The sequence below is a fragment of the Halorubrum sp. AD140 genome, from assembly GCF_034497445.1.
Taxonomy (GTDB): domain Archaea; phylum Halobacteriota; class Halobacteria; order Halobacteriales; family Haloferacaceae; genus Halorubrum.
On sequence record NZ_JAXRUU010000036.1, the window covers coordinates 1 to 16,741 of the forward strand.

13 protein-coding genes are annotated in these 16,741 nt (G+C 70.2%); 8 read left to right on the forward strand and 5 right to left on the reverse strand.

What is annotated here, in order from left to right:
• Positions 1-2,615 (reverse strand): BGTF surface domain-containing protein (locus U4E84_RS10215; RefSeq protein ID WP_322531988.1); only part of this gene is annotated, 2,615 nt, incomplete at its 3' end.
• A gap of 1,061 nt (positions 2,616-3,676) precedes the next feature.
• Positions 3,677-5,002, reverse strand: coding sequence for a sodium-dependent transporter (locus tag U4E84_RS10220; RefSeq protein ID WP_322531989.1), 1,326 nt, complete (start codon positions 5,000-5,002; stop codon positions 3,677-3,679).
• A gap of 267 nt (positions 5,003-5,269) precedes the next feature.
• Here U4E84_RS10220 and U4E84_RS10225 point away from each other — a divergent pair, with 267 nt between their 5' ends.
• Positions 5,270-5,515, forward strand: a complete 246-nt coding sequence (locus tag U4E84_RS10225) for a type II toxin-antitoxin system ParD family antitoxin (protein WP_322531990.1) — start codon at positions 5,270-5,272, stop codon at positions 5,513-5,515.
• Positions 5,508-6,239, forward strand: coding sequence for a queuosine precursor transporter (locus U4E84_RS10230; protein ID WP_322531991.1), 732 nt, complete (start codon positions 5,508-5,510; stop codon positions 6,237-6,239). Before U4E84_RS10225 ends, U4E84_RS10230 begins: the two co-directional genes overlap by 8 nt.
• Positions 6,240-6,275: 36 nt before the next feature.
• Here U4E84_RS10230 and U4E84_RS10235 read toward each other — a convergent pair whose 3' ends face one another.
• Entirely contained in the window at positions 6,276-7,358 is a 1,083-nt protein-coding gene (locus tag U4E84_RS10235; protein WP_322531992.1) for a hypothetical protein, read from the reverse strand.
• Between the two features lie 85 nt (positions 7,359-7,443).
• On the opposite strand from U4E84_RS10235, the gene U4E84_RS10240 reads away from it, so the two are divergent.
• Together U4E84_RS10240 and U4E84_RS10245 are read left to right on the forward strand one after the other, a co-directional pair.
• The gene (locus tag U4E84_RS10240) at positions 7,444-8,175 is read left to right on the forward strand and encodes a DUF5781 family protein (RefSeq protein WP_322531993.1); all 732 of its coding nucleotides are present in this window, start codon (positions 7,444-7,446) and stop codon (positions 8,173-8,175) included.
• Between the two features lie 413 nt (positions 8,176-8,588).
• A complete protein-coding gene (locus U4E84_RS10245) occupies positions 8,589-11,540 on the forward strand; it encodes a DEAD/DEAH box helicase (protein WP_322531994.1) in 2,952 nt (983 codons plus the stop codon).
• A gap of 373 nt (positions 11,541-11,913) precedes the next feature.
• Here the strand turns inward: U4E84_RS10245 and U4E84_RS10250 are convergent, their stop codons facing one another.
• The gene (locus tag U4E84_RS10250; protein WP_322531995.1) at positions 11,914-12,555 is read right to left on the reverse strand and encodes an MBL fold metallo-hydrolase; all 642 of its coding nucleotides are present in this window, start codon (positions 12,553-12,555) and stop codon (positions 11,914-11,916) included.
• A gap of 84 nt (positions 12,556-12,639) precedes the next feature.
• On the opposite strand from U4E84_RS10250, the gene U4E84_RS10255 reads away from it, so the two are divergent.
• The 4 genes from U4E84_RS10255 (at position 12,640) to U4E84_RS10270 (ending at position 16,056) form a co-directional block, all read left to right on the forward strand.
• Complete coding sequence (locus U4E84_RS10255) at positions 12,640-12,822, forward strand: DUF5786 family protein (RefSeq protein WP_322531996.1); 183 nt, start codon at positions 12,640-12,642, stop codon at positions 12,820-12,822.
• A gap of 4 nt (positions 12,823-12,826) precedes the next feature.
• On the forward strand, positions 12,827-13,447 hold the full coding sequence (locus U4E84_RS10260) for a DUF99 family protein (protein ID WP_322531997.1): 621 nt from the start codon (positions 12,827-12,829) through the stop codon (positions 13,445-13,447).
• 57 nt (positions 13,448-13,504) lie between these two features.
• Positions 13,505-14,962 carry a DUF4147 domain-containing protein gene (locus tag U4E84_RS10265; RefSeq protein ID WP_322531998.1) on the forward strand — a complete coding sequence of 486 codons (1,458 nt, stop codon included), beginning with the start codon at positions 13,505-13,507 and terminating at the stop codon, positions 14,960-14,962.
• A gap of 80 nt (positions 14,963-15,042) precedes the next feature.
• Positions 15,043-16,056, forward strand: coding sequence for an aldo/keto reductase (locus tag U4E84_RS10270; RefSeq protein WP_322531999.1), 1,014 nt, complete (start codon positions 15,043-15,045; stop codon positions 16,054-16,056).
• Positions 16,057-16,081: 25 nt separating this feature from the next.
• Here the strand turns inward: U4E84_RS10270 and hisH are convergent, their stop codons facing one another.
• The gene (hisH, locus tag U4E84_RS10275) at positions 16,082-16,741 is read right to left on the reverse strand and encodes an imidazole glycerol phosphate synthase subunit HisH (protein WP_322532000.1); all 660 of its coding nucleotides are present in this window, start codon (positions 16,739-16,741) and stop codon (positions 16,082-16,084) included.

Genomic DNA, 16,741 nt, shown 5'->3' on the forward strand with positions numbered 1-16,741 from the left:
GTGAGCGCGACGTCCTGGGTACCTTCCGCTTCGCCGGTGTTCTCGATCGTCGCCGAGACGGTCACTTCGTCACCCTGCGTGACGGTGGCCTCCTCGGGGTCGAGGTCAGAGACTTCGAAGCTCGCGGGCTCCTCAGTCTGCTCGACGACCGTACCGTCGGACTCGGCGTCGAAGGCGGCCTGGTTGATCTGAGCCGTGAACGTGTCGTTCACTTCGGCCTCTTCGAAGTCGTCGAAGGTGCCTTCGAACTCGCCGTCAGCCGAGACGACAATGTCCTCGTCGTTCTCGATGAAGCTCGTCGTAGAGTCGTCATCGCTGCGGACGCGCATGTTGACTTCAGTCCCGGGCGCAACGTTCGTCGTTCCCGTGATGGACTGGTTCTCGGCGGCTTCAACCTGGATCTCGTCTTCGTTGTCGAACTCGCCCTCGGCTTCCTCAGCCGTGAACGAGGCCGACGCGGACTCGAATGCCTCTTCGCGAGTGTCCTCGTCATCCTCATCGAGGAGGTCGAGGAGACGCGCGTCCTGGAGGCTCACCTGCACTTCGTACTCGTCTTCGCCTTCGATCGGGTCGATGTCGTCGCTGAGATCGCCGTTGTCCTCAAGTTCCTCGTTGAGGTTGTCGGCGTTCGCGACGACGTAGTAGTTGTCAGACTCCTCGTCGTAGACGACCGTGAAGATCTCCGAGAACGTTTCGCTGTCGACTTCGTCAGCGACCTGGTTCACGTCGATCTCGTTGGCGTCCTCGTTGGAGTCGGGGTTCTGCTGTTCGAGGACCACGTCCAGCTTGTCTCCGTCGTCACCGATGTCGGAGTCGTTCTGGAGAACGTTGTAGAACTGGTTGGTGGTGTCACCGTCACCGAGGTCTTCGTTGTCGGCGTCCTCGAGGACACCTTCGAGACCGGACGCGGTGAGCTGGTGGACGAGCACGTCGCTGCGGTCGCCGTCGTCGTCGATGGCGAGCGTGTCGGTCTCCGTGACGAGGTCGTCCTCGATGGAGTCCTCGATCAGCGAGACCGTGGCGCTCTCGTTCTCGTCGGAGAGTTCCTCAGCGAGGTCGCTTTCGACGCTCTCACTGGTGCGCCAGAGCGCAAGCTCCGTATCGTCGCTGCGTTCCTGGATCGAGAGCGAGGAGATGGAGTCCGGATCGTCGACCGTGTCTTCGAACCGGTCGTCAGCATCCGTGTACGGGCCGACCGAGAGGTCGTACGTGCCCGTGTCGAGGATGTTGCTCAGGTTGGTATCGTCTTCGAGTTCGACCGTCGCGTCCTCGTCCTCGGTGTAGACGATGTCGTTGTTGTCAACGTCATCGCTTTCGTTGCCGGCCGCGTACGTGTTGAAGAGGACCGTCACTTCGTCGTCCTCGTCGTCTTCAACGGTGACGTTGGCCTGGTAGCCGTCGTCCTCTTCGTTACCGATCACGAGGGTACCCTCGTCGGTGTTGTCGAGTTCAACGTCGACAGCAGCCACACCGCCCTGCTCTTCGGTGGCGGAAGAGACGTCGAGTTCGCCGTCCTCGGCCTCAGTGACGTTGATCGAGGCGCTGTCCTCAGCGTTGGTGTCGGTTACTTCGAAGTCGAAGTCGTATTCGTCTTCGTCGATGTCCGAGAAGTTGGCCGCGATGTCACCGTCCGAGATGTCGTTGAGCGTGACGCGCTCTTCTTCCTCGTCGGTGTCGACATCGTCAACGTTGCGGAAGATGTCGTCGAGGTCTCCCTCGTCGAGACCGTCAGCGGTGACGTTCAGCGAGTAGGTCCCGCGGTTGGAGTCGACTTCGAGGTCGACTTCCTCACCCTCTTCGACCTCATCGTCTGCGAACTCGGTCGAGAGGTCCTGCGTGGAGACCTCGAACTCGGTGGCCTCCTCGTCGTCAATACCGGGGCCGCGGAGGAAGTAGTCACCAGTGTCGAGATCGTCCGTGTCGAGGGTGTAATTGCCGTTATCGTCAGTGGAGAACTGCTCCACCGGACTACTGCTGGAGATATTTCCATCGCTATCGCGGTCATCAACTGAGCGGAGCTGATAGTCCGTATCCTGAGCGAGACCGCTCGCATCGATCTCCTGACCCGAGTAGTACAGGTCAGAATCCGGATCGTAGGACGGGTTTACGTCCTGAATGTCGAAGGTTGCAGTAGTGGTCTCGGAAGCATCGTCATCCTCGATTGCAAAGTCGACATTATCGATTGCGCTAGCATCACTCGTGTCGTGTTCGTAGGTGACGGTGATGGTAGCACTGTGTGCACCGTTACTGGTGTTATCGTCGCTAACGTTGACTGTGTGGTCAGCACCGTCGATGCCCTCATCAGAGACAGTTACGTCGCTGGTGTTAGAGGAGACATCGTCAACGCTCGGAGCGACACCTGCATCAGCCGCCTCAGAGAGATTAGTGATGACTTGCTCATCAGTGTCTCCCTCCTCAATATCTACGTCGAACGTTACTTCCTGTGGTGCTGCCTCCGATCCCACCGTGACGTCCTCTGCGGAGCCGTTGGAGAGATCAGTGACAGCGGCCGCCGCGGGTGCGGCAGCAAAACCGAATGCAACCATGGAAAGCACCATGACCGCTGCGAAGAAGACCGCGTTGGCCTTCGTGCGCGTGTTTGTATCGTTTGTCATTGTTGTGTTGTTTCGTTCTGCACCGCGACACCCTGCTTTGTCCCCGTCTCACTCGCCCGGTCGTCGTCGACCAACATCGCATCGAGGGCGCAGCCGGACTTGACGCGGATTACTCGCGTTCGGTATCGCATTCTGCATTGGGTAGGGTCTGCGCTCGTCTCTTTAAGCGGTCGCTATAAATACTTTGTGTGGTTCAGGAAAGTGTGTGAACGCCACGCACACAGGGTACAGCGCGTCAGACGCTCGTTTTCGAAATCGGTAACGAACGCGACGACACCGCCGATCGCGATGTCGAAGTCGCGACACCGAGATTCGCGACGCCTGAACCGGCACGCTTCCCGTACCACGCCCGGACGACCGTAACAGCTACCCGTGTGAACTCGGTACTGTGAGGTGGGTCCGACCCTCTCAGGCGACGGAGCACGCGTTCTATGGTAGGGAGTCGCCCCGTCGTCTGCGACCCCGCTTTCGTCCCCTCTCTCCGCAATCCACCAGCGTCGTCGAATGCCCTCCGTGACCGCGAGCGCGCCTGCGATCCGACCCGCATCCCGTCGACGCGCCTCGACTCCACCGCCCGCAAACACGGCCCTGTGCGCTCCGTCCGCCCACCCGCGGCGACCTTATTCCCGCTCGGCTCCTCTTCTCGCGTAGGCGCGTGCGGGCGCGACACCGGAGGGTAGGGAGTCACGCCCGTCCGCGCCGACTTCCCCCGATCCGACGCCCCGCTCTCTCCCGGGGCGTCGGCCACGCCGCGTGCCCGATTCGCCCGCGTGATCGACGACGACTTGTTCGACCGTGCGAGCGCGGCCACGCGAGCACGACTACGCGCGTGCGACCCGCGCGACCGACCCGGCGAGGCACACCCGTGCGACTCGCACGGCCCGCGACCGGGGCGTCCGCGTACCGCGTCGCCAGTGACGTGTCCCGAGTGGCGGTCGCCGACTCGACCCGCCGCCACGCGAGAGGCGGCCCGAGGGCTCCGAGACGACGCGAGCGAGAAGAAACTCGACCGAGCGACGCGCTCGGTCAGCGGCGCGCCGGGGCGCTCGCGGCCCGGGCGCTCACAGCGCCGCCAGGATCGCTTCGGCGGCCGCCTGCACGCCGAAGTAGAGGACGTACAGCAGGATCAACACGATCGGGACCCGGAGCAGCCAGATCCACACCGTGCTGAGCGCGTCGCCGCCGCGCATGCCCGTCCGGAACTCCTCGACCGCGTCGCCGGCGTACGCCCACCCGACGAAGATCGCGAGCAGGAGCCCGCCGCCGATGAGCAGCACCTGGTTGGCGAGGACGTCGTACGCGGTGAGGTACGTCAGGTCGGTCGCGGTCGGGATCCCGATGAGGAAGATCACGACCGAGAGGCCGAGCGTCGCGGGCTTCCGGTCGACGCCGAACGTCTCGGTGACGTACGCGACGATCACCTCGAGGATGCTGAACGCGCTCGTGAGCGCGGCCAGGAACAGTGCGACGTAGAACACCGTGCCGACGACCTGCCCGGCCGGGAACTCGGCGAACGCGGTGCCGAGCGCGACGAACACCGTCCCCGGGCCGCCCGTTCCCGGGTCGACGCCCTGCGAGAACAGGAACGGGAAGATCGCGAGGCCGGCCAGGAGCGCGATGGAGGTGTCGACGACGAGGATGATCAGGCTGTCGTTGAGCAGGCTGCGGTCCTCGCCGAGGTAGGAGGCGTACGTGACCATCACGCCCATCCCGAGCGAGAGCGTGAAAAAGGCCTGCCCGGCCGCGTCGGGCAGCAGCGCGAGCGCGTCGCCGAACAGCGTGGAGAAATCGGGCGACAGGTAGAAGGCGTACCCCTCGGCCGCCCCCTCCAGCGTCGCACCGTAGCCGGCGAGGATCACGAGCAAGACGATGACGCTCGGGATCATGAACTTCGCCGCGCGTTCGAGCCCGTCGCGCACGCCGAAGAGGACGATGCCGGCGACGAACGCCATGAACACCGCGTCGAAGGCGATCGCGTTCGCCCCGACCGACGCGCTCTCGAAGTACGCCGCGGGGTCGCTGGTGTACGCCCCCGTGACGCTCGCGATGATGTACTGGAGCACCCACCCGCCGACCACGCTGTAGTACGACAGGATGACGAAGCCGGCGAGCGCCCCGAGCCCGCCGATGAACCGCCAGTTCGAGCGGCCGAGCTCCTCGAACGCGCCGACCACGTTGCGGTGCGACCGCCGTCCGATCACGAACTCCGCCAGCATGAGCGGCAGCCCCACGCCCACGACGAGCAGGAGGTACGCGACGAGGAACGCCGCGCCTCCCGACTCGGCGGTGAGGAAGGGGAACCGCCAGATGTTTCCGAGCCCCACGGCGCTGCCCGCCGCCGCGAGGATGAACCCCGCCCGCGTCGCCCACGACTCTCGTTGTACCATAGTCGGTGGATATCGGCAGATAGACCGTTTAAAAACGTTCGATTTCGTTCGGTTCCACGGAACGCCCCGACGACCGAAACGCCGCCGAACGCCCGGAAGACCGAAACGCCGCCGAGCGCCCGGAAGACCGAGACGTCGCGCGACCCGGAACGGTGGGCTTTACTCACCCCACGATAATCCCCCGATAACACCATGAGAGCATCACGGCGGACGAGAGACGGGGCGGTGGGTCGGGAACGAACAGCGTCGCTCGGGGGTGAGTGAGTCGTGCCCAAGATCAGCGTCGAGATCCCCGGCGAGCTGCTCGACGACCTCGACGAGCACGTCGGCGACGACGGCAAGTTCGTGAACCGCAGCGACGCCGTCCGCGCGTCGATCCGCAAGACCCTCGACCTCCTCGACGAGATCGACGCGCGCCACGACCGGCTCGACGGCGGGGCCGCCGCCACCGATGCCGACCGCGACGACGCCGACCGGGACGCCAGCGACGCCGACGGGGCCGAAGATGCGTGAGCGCGCGGGCGCCGGCCACGCCGCCGGGACCGAGGGCCCCTTCGCGGCCGACTCCTTCGACCGCACCGCGGTGGCTGCGGTCGGGCTGATCACGCTGTTCGTCGCCGCGCTCGCGACCGCCCAGCTCACCGCCGCGAAGGTGATCGCCTTGCCGCTGCCGTTTGCGCTCCCCGTCGTCGGCCCCGAGATAACCCTTCCGGGCGCCGCGCTCGCGTACGCGCTGACGTTCCTCGCGTCCGACTGCTACGCCGAGCTGTACGGCCGCCGCGCGACGCAGGTGGTCGTCAACGTCGCGTTCCTCGCGAACTTCCTCGTGCTCGCCCTGGTCTGGTCGACGCTCGCCGCGCCGGGCGTGGACCCCGAGGTCGCGGCCGCCTTCGACACCGCGCTCGGCCCCGCGACCAACGTCGTCGCCGGGAGCCTGCTGGCGTACGTCGTGAGCCAGAACTGGGACGTGTTCGTCTTCCACGCGATCCGCGACCGCACCGGCGAGGGGCTGTTGTGGCTGCGCAACGTCGCCTCGACCGCCAGCAGCCAGGCCCTCGACACCGCGATCTTCGTCGGCGTCGCGTTCTACGCCGCCCCGCTCCTCCTCGGCGCGGGCGACCCCCTCCCGTGGAGCGTCCTCCTCGCGCTCGCGCTCGGCCAGTACCTCCTCAAGCTCGCGATCGCCGTCCTCGACACCCCGATCGTCTACCTCGTCGTGGGCGCCGTCCGCGAGTAACGGCCCCCGTCCCGCCGGCTTCCTCGCGTCTCCCCCTCAGTCGCCACCGACCGCCAGCGACCGCGCGGGCCGCGCGGGGAGCTCCGCGGAGACGCGCTCGAAGGAGTCCCCGGCGTCGCCCGTCCGGTACAGCCCCCCGTCGTGGAGCGCCCACAGCTCTCCGGGCTCCCGCCCGCTCGCGAGGACCGCTCGATAGGTCCCCTCGCCCGTGGGGATGCCGCGGCCGTCGAGCCGCTCGAAGCCCTCGCCGCGGCGGTAGCGGTAGAGGTACGCCTCGCCGCGGCGGTGGGCCGCGTCCGCTCCCGACGCCGCGCTCACCAGGACCGTCTGCGGGTCGCCGGGGTCGACCGCGAGCCCCCAGACGTAGCCGTGAGCGAGCCCCGCGTCGACGACGCGCCACGACCCGCCGCGGTCGCGGCTCTCGGCGAACCCGTCGCCAGCCGCCGAGTAGACCAGGTCGGGCGCGTCCGGGTGCGTCGCCAGGGCGTGGTTGTCGCGCCGGGAGCCCGTCGGCCGGTCGATCCACGTCTCGCCGCCGTCCGGCGTGACGACGAGCGCCCCCGCCTCCACCCCGACGAACCACCGGTCCGGGTCCGCCGGACACGGCTCGATCCACCGGACGTGGTGGGTGTCCGGTCGCGGCGGGAACGACCACTCGCTCGCCGAGGGCACGTCGGTCAGCCCCGCGACCGGCTCGACCGTGCGCCCGCCGTCGGTCGACCGGTAGACCCGCGAGGGCTCCGTGCCGACCCAGACGACCGCGGGGTCGTGCGGACTCGTCGCGACCGCGGTGACCGCCTCCGGTCCCGAGCCGCCGGGACCGAGCGTCTCGGCGGCGACCCGCTCGAACGTCTCCCCGGCGTCGACGGAATGGAACAGCCCGGCGTCGAACGTTCCGGCGAGCACGCGGTCGCCGCCGTCCTCGTCACCCTGGCCGCCCTCGCCCCCCTCGCCGCCCTCGCCGCCCGAATCGCCCGAAGCGGCCTCGCCGCGCTGGGCTGCCGAGGCGACCGAGAGGGACTCGACGGCGTGGCCGGCCAGCCGGACCGAGGCGTCCCCCGTCTCGGCGTCGACGACCCGAAGCCCGTCGCCGTGGCCCGCGTAGAGGCGTGCACACATGACGCGTCGTTCGGCGCGCCGCGACAAAAGCACCCCGTCGAGGGGCGCAAGAGACTTACCGACCGCCCATGTGTGAACTATACGCATGGATCTCCGCGTGCAGGGTGACGTCCCCCCCGACCCGTTTCTCGGCGCCGCCGACCTGTTCGAGACCGAGTGTACGCTCGCCGACCCCGTTCACGTCAAGGTCCGGGACGACCCCGACGAGCGGACGTGGGCCGGCCACTACGACGGCTATCACGTTCTCAACGTCTCGAGGCGCGCCGCCACCAGCGCGATGGCCCGCGAGCTGGCCGTCCACGAGCTCTCGCACATGGCTCGCCACGAGGAGGGCCACGCCTCCCACGTCCAGTCGACGGAGGAGGCGCTGTACCTGGGACTCGCCGGGGAACGCGTCGAGCGGCGCAAGCTCGCGCACTGCTACCAGATCGCGAACCACATGAAGGACATCTACGCCGACGACATCACGCTCTCGGTCGCGCCCGCGGACAAGCTCCTCGGCTTCCTGGAGTCCACCCTCGCGGCCGCGATCGCCGACCGCCCCGACGTCTCGCGGGACGGCACGCTCCCCGTGACCGCCGGTGCCGACCCGGAGATCACGGCCGTCAACGCCGCGTTCGCGCTCGCGCTGGTCGAGCGCCACGAGGTCGCCGGGACGGACCACCGGATCTACGACCTCGCGCGCGCCGCCGGCAGCGACACCGACGCGGTCGACGTCGACGCGTTCAAGCGGCGCTTCCTCTCGCTCGGGCCGGACCCCTCCGAGAGCGACTACCGGAAGGCGCTCGTCTCGGCCGCCCGCGCGTACGCGGTCTGAGCGCGCTTGCGTGTCGGAGCGCGCACGCGACCGTACGTCGACATCCCCAACGGTGATTGTCCCCAACGGTGATTGACACCTCCAACGGTGATTGACGCCCCCCGACGTGATTGACACCCTCAACGGCGGTCGGCGCGGTCCCGCGAGCGACCGTCGGGTCGCGAGCGGAGCGCGAGGGAGGCGGGGGCCCGGCGCGGCGCCGCCCGCGCCGGGCCGTCCGCCGAGGCTGGGGAGGCGTGAGGTGCGGGACGGTGCTGTGCGGGGCGGGGCGGTGCCGTGCGGGACGGAACGGTGGAGGCGTCCGCCGACACTCCACGGCTGCCGACAGGTAACCGAGTCCCAACTAAAGACGAGCGAGCCTCGCACAGCGACGGCCTTAATCGGCCGAGCGCCCAACCTCCGGCGATCAGATAATGTCGCAGCCGTCGGGAATGGACGCGTTCGCGCACCTCGGGAGCGAGGTCCGCGCGGCCCTCTCCGAGCAGGGCTTCTCGACGCCGACGGAGCCCCAGCGAGAGGCGATCCCGCCGCTCGCGGCCGGGCGGAACGCGCTCGTGCTCGCGCCGACGGGCACCGGGAAGACGGAGACCGCGATGCTCCCCGTCTTCGACGCCGTCGTCGCGGCCCGCGACGCGCCGGGAGCGCAGCCGCGACCGGGTATTTCGGCCCTCTACATCACGCCCCTCCGCGCGCTCAACCGCGACATGATGGACCGACTGGAGTGGTGGGGCGACCGGCTCGGCGTCGAGGTGGCGGTGCGTCACGGCGACACCACGCGGTACGAGCGGAGCAAGCAGGCGGAGGACCCGCCCGACGTGCTGATCACGACGCCCGAGAGCCTCCAGGCGATCCTCACCGGCTCGAAGATGCGGGTCGCGCTCGAAGACGTCGAACACGTCGTGATCGACGAGGTCCACGAGCTGGCCTCCGCGAAGCGGGGCGCCCAGCTCACGGTCGGCCTGGAGCGACTCCGACGCGTCGCGGGCCCCGTCCAGCGGATCGGCCTCTCCGCGACCGTGGGGACCCCCGAGGAGGTCGGGAAGTTCCTCGTCGGGTGCGGGAGACGCGACCCCGACCGCGCGGGCGACCGCGCGTTCGAGATCGTCGAGGTCGCCGCCGGGAGCCGGACCGCCGTGCGGGTGCTCGACCCCGAGATCACCGACCGCGACGCGACCCTCGCCGGCGAGCTGGCGGTCGACGAGACGACCGCGAGCCACGTCCGAACGATCCGCGAGATCGTCGCCGCTCACGAGTCGACGCTGGTCTTCGTCAACACGCGGCAGACCGCGGAGGCGCTCGGTTCGCGGTTCAAGGCGCTCGCGGAGCGGGAGCGGAAACGCGCGGGAGGCGAGGCTGGCGGCGACGCGGGCGACGAGAACGCCGCCGACCCCACCGAGATCGAGGTCCACCACGGCTCGCTCTCGAAGGACGTGCGGATCGACGTGGAAGACCGGTTCAAGTCGGGCGATCTCGACGGGCTCGTCTGCACCTCCTCGATGGAGCTCGGCATCGACGTGGGGCGCGTCGACCACGTGGTCCAGTACGGGAGCCCGCGGGAGGTCGCCCGGCTGCTCCAGCGCGTCGGGCGCGCGGGGCACCGCCGCGACCTCGTGTCGGAGGGGACCGTCGTGGCGCAGGGCGGCGACGACACGCTGGAAGCGCTCGCGATCGCCCGGCGCGCCGACGCCGAGCTCGTGGAGCCGGCCGCGATCCACCACGGCAGCCTCGACACGGTCGCGAACCAGATCGTCGGGATCGTGATGGACGAGGGCGACGTGCACGCCCGCGAGGCGTACGAGACCGTCACGAGCGCGTACCCCTTCCGGGACCTCTCGGAGCCGCAGTTTCAGGAGATCGTCCGCGAGCTGGGCGGGAACCGGCTGCTCTGGCTCGACGAGGAGTCGGACACCCTCGAGAAGTCGGGCGGCACGTGGCAGTACTTCTACGCGAACCTCTCGATGATCCCCGACGAGTCCACCTACGAGGTGTACGACATGTCCTCGCGGCGGCAGATCGGGACCCTTGACGAGCGGTTCGTCGTCAACTTCGCCGGGCCGGGCGAGACGTTCGTCCAGCGCGGCGAGCTGTGGCGGATCACCGAGGTCGACGAGGAGGAGGAGCGCGTGAACGTCACCCCCATCCCCGATCCGACCGGCGAGGTGCCCTCCTGGATCGGCCGAGAGATTCCGGTTCCGAAGCCCGTCGCAGAGGAGGTCGGGCGGATCCGCGGCGAGGCCGCCGCCGCGCTGTCGGCGGGATCGCCCCCCGAGGCCGTCGCGGGTGAGCTCGCGGAGCGGTACCCGGCCGACGAGGGGACGATCGCGGCCGCGCTGCAGCCGGTCGTCGGCCACGTCGACGCCGGCCATCCGGTGCCGACGGACCGCCGGATCGTGATCGAGGGGAGCGCCCGCACCGTGGCGATCAACGCCGCCTTCGGCCACGAGGTCAACGAGACGCTCGCGCGCCTGCTCGCGGCGCTCGTGGGCCAGCGCGCGGGCTCGTCGGTCGGGATGGACGTCGATCCGTACCGGATCGCCTTCGAGGTCCCGCACGGCGTCGACCCCGGGACCTTCCGCGAGGTGCTGGAGACGACCGACCCCGACCGGCTGGCGGCGTACCTCGAGCTCGCCCTGAAGAACTCGGACGCGCTCAAGTTCACGCTCGCGCAGGTCGCCGCGAAGTTCGGCGCCGTCAAGCGCTACCGCGAGGGGAGAGGGCGGTTCGGCGGCGACCGCCTGCTCGCGGCGCTGGAGGGGACGCCCGTCTACGACGAGGCGCTGCGGGAGGTGTTCCACGCCGACCTCGCGGTCATGGAGACCGCCGAGGTGCTGGAGGAGGTTCAGGAGGGGGCGATAGGGCTGGAGATCGCCCGCGAGCGCACGCCCCTCGGCACGGCCGGGCGCTCCGCGGGAACCGAGTTCCTCGTCCCGGAGAACGCCGACGCCGACGTGATCGAGACGGTCCGCGAGCGGATTCAGAACGATCGGGTGATCCTCTTTTGTCTCCACTGCGCCGACTGGAGACGGACGACGAAGGTGCGGCGCGTCCCCGACCAGCCGGAGTGTCCCGACTGCGGCTCGACCCGCGTCGCCGCGCTGAACCCGTGGGACGAGGAGACCGTCACCGCGGTCCGATCGGCGGAGAAGGACGACGAGCAGGAGCGCCGGACGGAACGGGCACATCGGGCGGCGAGCCTCGTCCAGACCCACGGGAAGCGGGCCGTGATCGCGTTAGCGGCGCGAGGCGTCGGGCCGCACAACGCCGCGCGGATCATCAACAAGCTTCGCGAGGACGAAGACGAGTTCTACCGGGACGTGCTCCGACAGGAACGCGAGTACGCGCGGACGCAGTCGTTCTGGGACTAGATCGAGACGGCGGGTCGGCTGTTTATCTGTGTGACAGCGGTGTGTCCGACTACGGATGGACGATCGACGACTCGACGGTGACGACCTCCAAAGCCCCAGTCGCGACGACTCGCGCGGCTTGCTGCGCTCCTCGTCACTCGCTGCGCTCGTTCCTGCGGTGCTTACTGCGCCGGGCGTCGTCCTCGCGACTGCCCCTTTGAGTCCCGCCCCGCACAGCAACCGCGACCTCACACCTCCCCAGCCTCGTCGGCGGCTCCCGGCGGTCGCCACCGACTCCCTCGCGCGGGCTGCTCGGCCGCAAAGCGGCCTCGCAGGCACGCGCCACCGCAGTTGCTCCTTATAAAGAGCCGCCGTCGCTCACGCGGATAGCTCCCTACTCGTCCGGGTACTTCGGCTCGCGGCGCTCGGCGCGCTCGGTCGCGCGCTCGACGACCTCCCGCACCGTGTCGGGGCCGTCGCTCGCGCGGTAGACGTCGCCGTGACCGGGGTACATCGCCTCGACGGTGTCCGGAAGCCGGGCGAGGATCGCGTGGAGGCTCTCGATCAGCGTCTCGCGCGACTGCCCCGCCATGTCGGTGCGCCCGAACGAGCCGTCGTCGAACGCGCCGTCGTTGTACACGACCACGTCGCCGGAGTAGAGCCGCTTCTCGCCCACGAACGAGACGTGGTCGTCGGCGTGACCGGGCGTCTCGACGACCTCGCAGGGCTCGTCGCCGATCAGTATCTCGTCGCCGTCGGCGATCGCCACGTCGCGCCGCGGGTGCGCGGCGTTCGCGTAGAGGGCGGCGTCGAAGCGGTCGAGCACCGCGTCGAGCTCGCCCACGTGGTCGTGGTGCTGGTGGGTCAACACGACCCGGTCCAGGTCGTCGACGCCGGCGTCGTCGAGCGCGTCGGCGATGACCTCGTCGACGCCCGGCATCGTCCCGGCGTCGACCAGCGTCGTCGCCTCGCCGGGCACGAGGTACGCGTTGCAGGTGAACTCCTCCGCGTCGGCGGTGACGGTGATCGGCTCCATACCCCCAGGACGGGCGGCCGCGAGGTAAAACCGTGCACTTCGGCAGGGGATTTATCAGTCGCGCCCTGCTAGTGCCACACACATATGGGCTTCGGAAGCTACGACGAATCCGAACAGGAGAACCAGGACCTGGACGCGGATTTCGACGACGAGGACGGAGTCCGAGCGGCCGAAGAGGTACACGAGGGCACCGTCGACTACGAGCCCGGCGCCTCCAACGACGAGCTTCTCGACCGCCTCCAGGAGATCAAGTCCGAGGAGACCTGATCGGGTGACGACGGGGCCGCCGAGCCGAACGCTCGGGATCGCTTTCTCCGACGGCGAGCGGACCAGCCGCCTGGCCGGCGCCGTCGTCCGAGCCGACGGGACCCTCGACGGGCTCGCCTTCGAGCGCTGCACCGTCGGCGGCACCGACGCGACCGACGCCGTGATCGCCCTCTTCCGCGCGCTCGGCCGCGCGGACGTGCGCCACGTCGCCTGCGCCGGCGTCGCCCCGGCGTGGTTCAACCTCCTCGACCTCCGACGACTGCACGACGCGCTCGACCGACCCGTCTACGCCGTGAGCTACGAGCCGAGCCCGGGACTCGAGCCCGCGCTCCGCGAGGCGTTCGACGGCGACGCGCTCGACCGACGGCTCGGCCTCTACCGCTCGCTCCCGCCGCGCGTCCGTGTCGGGCGCGACGCGTCGGAGACGGACGCGCCGGAAGCGGGCGCGTCGGGGGCGGAGACTCCCGCGGGCGACCCCCTCTTCGTCCGCGCGGTCGGACTCGACGGCGACCGGGCGGCCGCCGCCGTCCGCGGACTGGTGCGCGAGGGGTTTCGGCGGCCCGAGCCGCTCCGGATCGCCGCGATCGCCGCGAGCGCGCACCGCGAGGCGACCGCCGACCGATAGCTCACCGACGCCCGCGTCCACGCGGGATATATGTCCCCCCGGACCGACCACGTCGCCATGAACGACGACTCCGCGTCGGACAGCGTGACGTTCCGCGACCGCGACCGACTCGTCCGGACGTCGACCCACGGCGCCGCGCTCGACTGCCTCGCGGCCGGGATCGAGGCCGCGCGCCCGGACCGGCTGATCCCGAGCGCGGTCTCGGTTCGCGACGGAGTGCTCCGGATCGAGGGCGTCGCGGCCGAGTCGGGAGCCGGCGGCGTCGACGGCGCCGGCGACGCGACCGGGGAGTACGACCTCGACGACTACGATCGGGTGGTCCTGATCGGGGCGGGCAAGGCGTCCGCGGAGGTCGCCGAGGCGCTCGCGGGGGTCCTCGAGGACGGCGACCGCGAGATCGACGAGGGCGTCGTCGTCACGGAGGACCCGGCGGAGAGGCCGTCGCCCCCCGGGGTCGAGGTGCTCCCCGGCGACCACCCGGTCCCGAGCGACCGGGGCGTCGAGAGCGCGCGTCGCGTCCTCGACGCGGTCGAGCGCGCCGGTCCGGACGACCTCGTGCTCGCCGCGATCACCGGGGGCGGGAGCGCGCTGCTCGCGGCGCCCGTCGACACCGTCTCGCCCGCTGACCTCCGCGGGCTGACCGAGGCGCTCCTCGCCTGCGGCGCGTCGATCGACGAGATCAACGCGGTCCGCAAGCACTGCTCGGCGGTCAAGGGCGGTCGGCTCGCCCGGGCGGCGGCGCCCGCGACGGTCCTCACGCTCGCGATCAGCGACGTGATCGGCGACCCGCTCGACACCATCGCGAGCGGTCCGACGGTCCCGGACCCCTCGACGTACGCGGACGCGCTGGCCGTGCTGGACCGGTACGACCTCGACGTCCCCGCGTCCGTGCGCGACCACCTGCGAGCGGGCGCGGTCGGCGAGCGCGAGGAGACGCCGACCGCCGGCGACCCGGCGTTCGACCGCGCGCGGGCGTTCATCGTCGGGAGCGGCCGGACCGCGCTCGACGCCGCCGCGGCCGCCGCCGTGGAGCGCGGGTACGAGCCGCTCGTGCTCGCCGCCGGGATCCGGGGCGAGGCCCGGGAAGCCGCCACGACGCACGCCGCGATCGCGGAGGAGTGCGCGTCTCGGGGGGCGCCCGTCGAGCCGCCCGCCGCGCTGCTCTCCGGCGGCGAGACGACCGTGACCCTCGGCGACGCCGCGGGGACGGGCGGACCGAACGCCGAGTTCGCCGCGAGCGCCGGGCTGGCGCTGGCGGAGGGCCCGCTCGGCGGAGAGTCTCCCCGAATCGTCGTCGCGAGCGCCGACACCGACGGGATCGACGGCCCAACGGACGCCGCGGGCGGGATCGCGGACGCGGCGACGCTCGACCCCGGCGCCGCTCGCGACGCCTTGGACCGACACGACGTCTACCCCCTCCTGGAGGAGGCCGGCGCGCTGCTGCACACCGGCCCGACCGGGACGAACGTCAACGACCTGCGCGTGGTCCTCGTCGAGGCGGACCCGACGGAGTAGACCGTCGTCGTGCCCCCCGTTCACGCACCGCATCCGATTGCTGTAGGTTTTTCACCGGACCGCGGCAACGATCGAGGAAGATGACGCCCGAACTCGACGAGATCGACCTCGGCACCGTCCCGCTCGGTCGAACCGGGCTCCGGACGAGCGAGCTCCAGTTCGGCACGTGGCGGTTCGGCCGCGTGACCGAGGAGGGCAACGTGGAGATCGACGAGGCCCGCGCGCACGAGCTGCTCGACGCCTACGAGGCCGCCGGCGGCCGGTACGTCGACACCGCCGACGTGTACGGCGGCGGGGACTGCGAGCGCTGGATCGGCGACTGGCTCGCCGAGCGCGACCGCGAGCGCTACACCGTTGCCTCGAAGGTGTACTGGCAGATCCGCGACGGCGACCCGAACAGCCGCGGGACGAACCGCAAGAACGTCCGCCACCGCGTCGACGCCCTCTTAGACCGGCTCGACACCGACTACGTCGACGTCCTCTACATTCACCGCTGGGACGACGAGACGCCGACCCGCGAGCTGATGAAGACCCTCAACGGGCTCGTCGAGTCCGGCAAGGTCCACTACCTCGGCGCGTCGACGCTCCGTCCGAACGCCTGGAAGGTCGCCCGCGCCAACGCGATCGCCCGGAGCGAGGGGTGGGAGCCGTTCACGGTGCTCCAACCGCGCTACAACCTCGTCGACCGCGAGGTCGAGGGCGACTACCTGGAGTTCGCCCGCCAGCGGCGCCTCGCCGTCTGCCCGTGGAGTCCGCTCGGCCAGGGCTTCCTGACCGGGAAGTACGACCGCGACGAGGACCTCCCGGAGGAGTCGAGGGCCGCCGAGTCGAGCCGCTTCCAGGAGGCGTACCTCACCGAGGAGAACTTCGACGTCCACGACGAGCTGGACCGGGTCGCCGACGAGGTCGACGCCTCGCCCGCCCAGACCGCGCTCGCGTGGCTCGCCCACCGCGACGGCGTCACCGCGCCCATCGTCGGCGCGCGCACCGTCGACCAGCTCGCGGAGAACCTCGCGGCCGCGTCGATCGACCTCTCCGACGAACAGGTCGAGCGCCTCACCGCCGCGAAGTCCGGACCGTACGGCGCCCTCTGAGCCCGCACGGGCCCCGAACCGGGGGCTACCGCTCCGCGCAGTATTCGACGAAGTTCCGGAGGATCCGGAGCCCCGTCTCCCCGCTCTTCTCGGGGTGGAACTGCGTGCCGAACACGTTTCCGGCATCGTTGGCGACGACCGCGGGGAAGTCCACCCCGTAGTCGGCGGTGGCGACGACCGCGTCCGGGTCGTCGGGCTCGGCGTAGTACGAGTGGACAAAGTAGGCGTACTCGCCGTCGACACCGGCGACGATCGGGTGGTCGCGCTCGACCCGGAGCTCGTTCCAGCCCATGTGCGGCACCTTCCGGTCCACGTCGAACCGGACGTTGGTGCCGGGTATCAGATCGAGGCCGGTCACCTCGCCTTCCCCCTCGTGGTCGGCCTCCTCGCTGGAGGTGAGGAGCATCTGCATCCCGAGACAGATCCCGAACAGGGGCCGGCCCGACTCGGCGTGGTCGACCAGCGCCTCCCGCAGCGGGCCGGCGTTCTCCATCCCCTCGCGGAACGCGCCGACGCCCGGGAGGACGACGCCGTCGGCGGCCGCGAACGCCCCGGGGTCGTCGGTGATCTCGACGCTCGCGCCCGCGCGCTCCAGCCCGCGAGTCGCCGACCGGAGGTTCCCGAGCCCGTAGTCGACGAGGACGACGTCCGCCAGCGTCTCCGCGGGCGGTTCGAATGTGCTCAT

Coding starts and splice junctions, on each gene's coding strand:
- U4E84_RS10220 (WP_322531989.1), bottom strand. CDS start 5,002: ATGGTACAACGAGAGTCGTGGGCGACGCGGGCGGGGTTCATCCTCGCG.
- U4E84_RS10230 (WP_322531991.1), top strand. CDS start 5,508: ATGCGTGAGCGCGCGGGCGCCGGCCACGCCGCCGGGACCGAGGGCCCC.
- U4E84_RS10235 (WP_322531992.1), bottom strand. CDS start 7,358: ATGTGTGCACGCCTCTACGCGGGCCACGGCGACGGGCTTCGGGTCGTC.
- U4E84_RS10240 (WP_322531993.1), top strand. CDS start 7,444: ATGGATCTCCGCGTGCAGGGTGACGTCCCCCCCGACCCGTTTCTCGGC.
- U4E84_RS10245 (WP_322531994.1), top strand. CDS start 8,589: ATGTCGCAGCCGTCGGGAATGGACGCGTTCGCGCACCTCGGGAGCGAG.
- U4E84_RS10250 (WP_322531995.1), bottom strand. CDS start 12,555: ATGGAGCCGATCACCGTCACCGCCGACGCGGAGGAGTTCACCTGCAAC.
- U4E84_RS10255 (WP_322531996.1), top strand. CDS start 12,640: ATGGGCTTCGGAAGCTACGACGAATCCGAACAGGAGAACCAGGACCTG.
- U4E84_RS10265 (WP_322531998.1), top strand. CDS start 13,505: ATGAACGACGACTCCGCGTCGGACAGCGTGACGTTCCGCGACCGCGAC.
- U4E84_RS10270 (WP_322531999.1), top strand. CDS start 15,043: ATGACGCCCGAACTCGACGAGATCGACCTCGGCACCGTCCCGCTCGGT.
- hisH (WP_322532000.1), bottom strand. CDS start 16,741: ATGAGCACATTCGAACCGCCCGCGGAGACGCTGGCGGACGTCGTCCTC.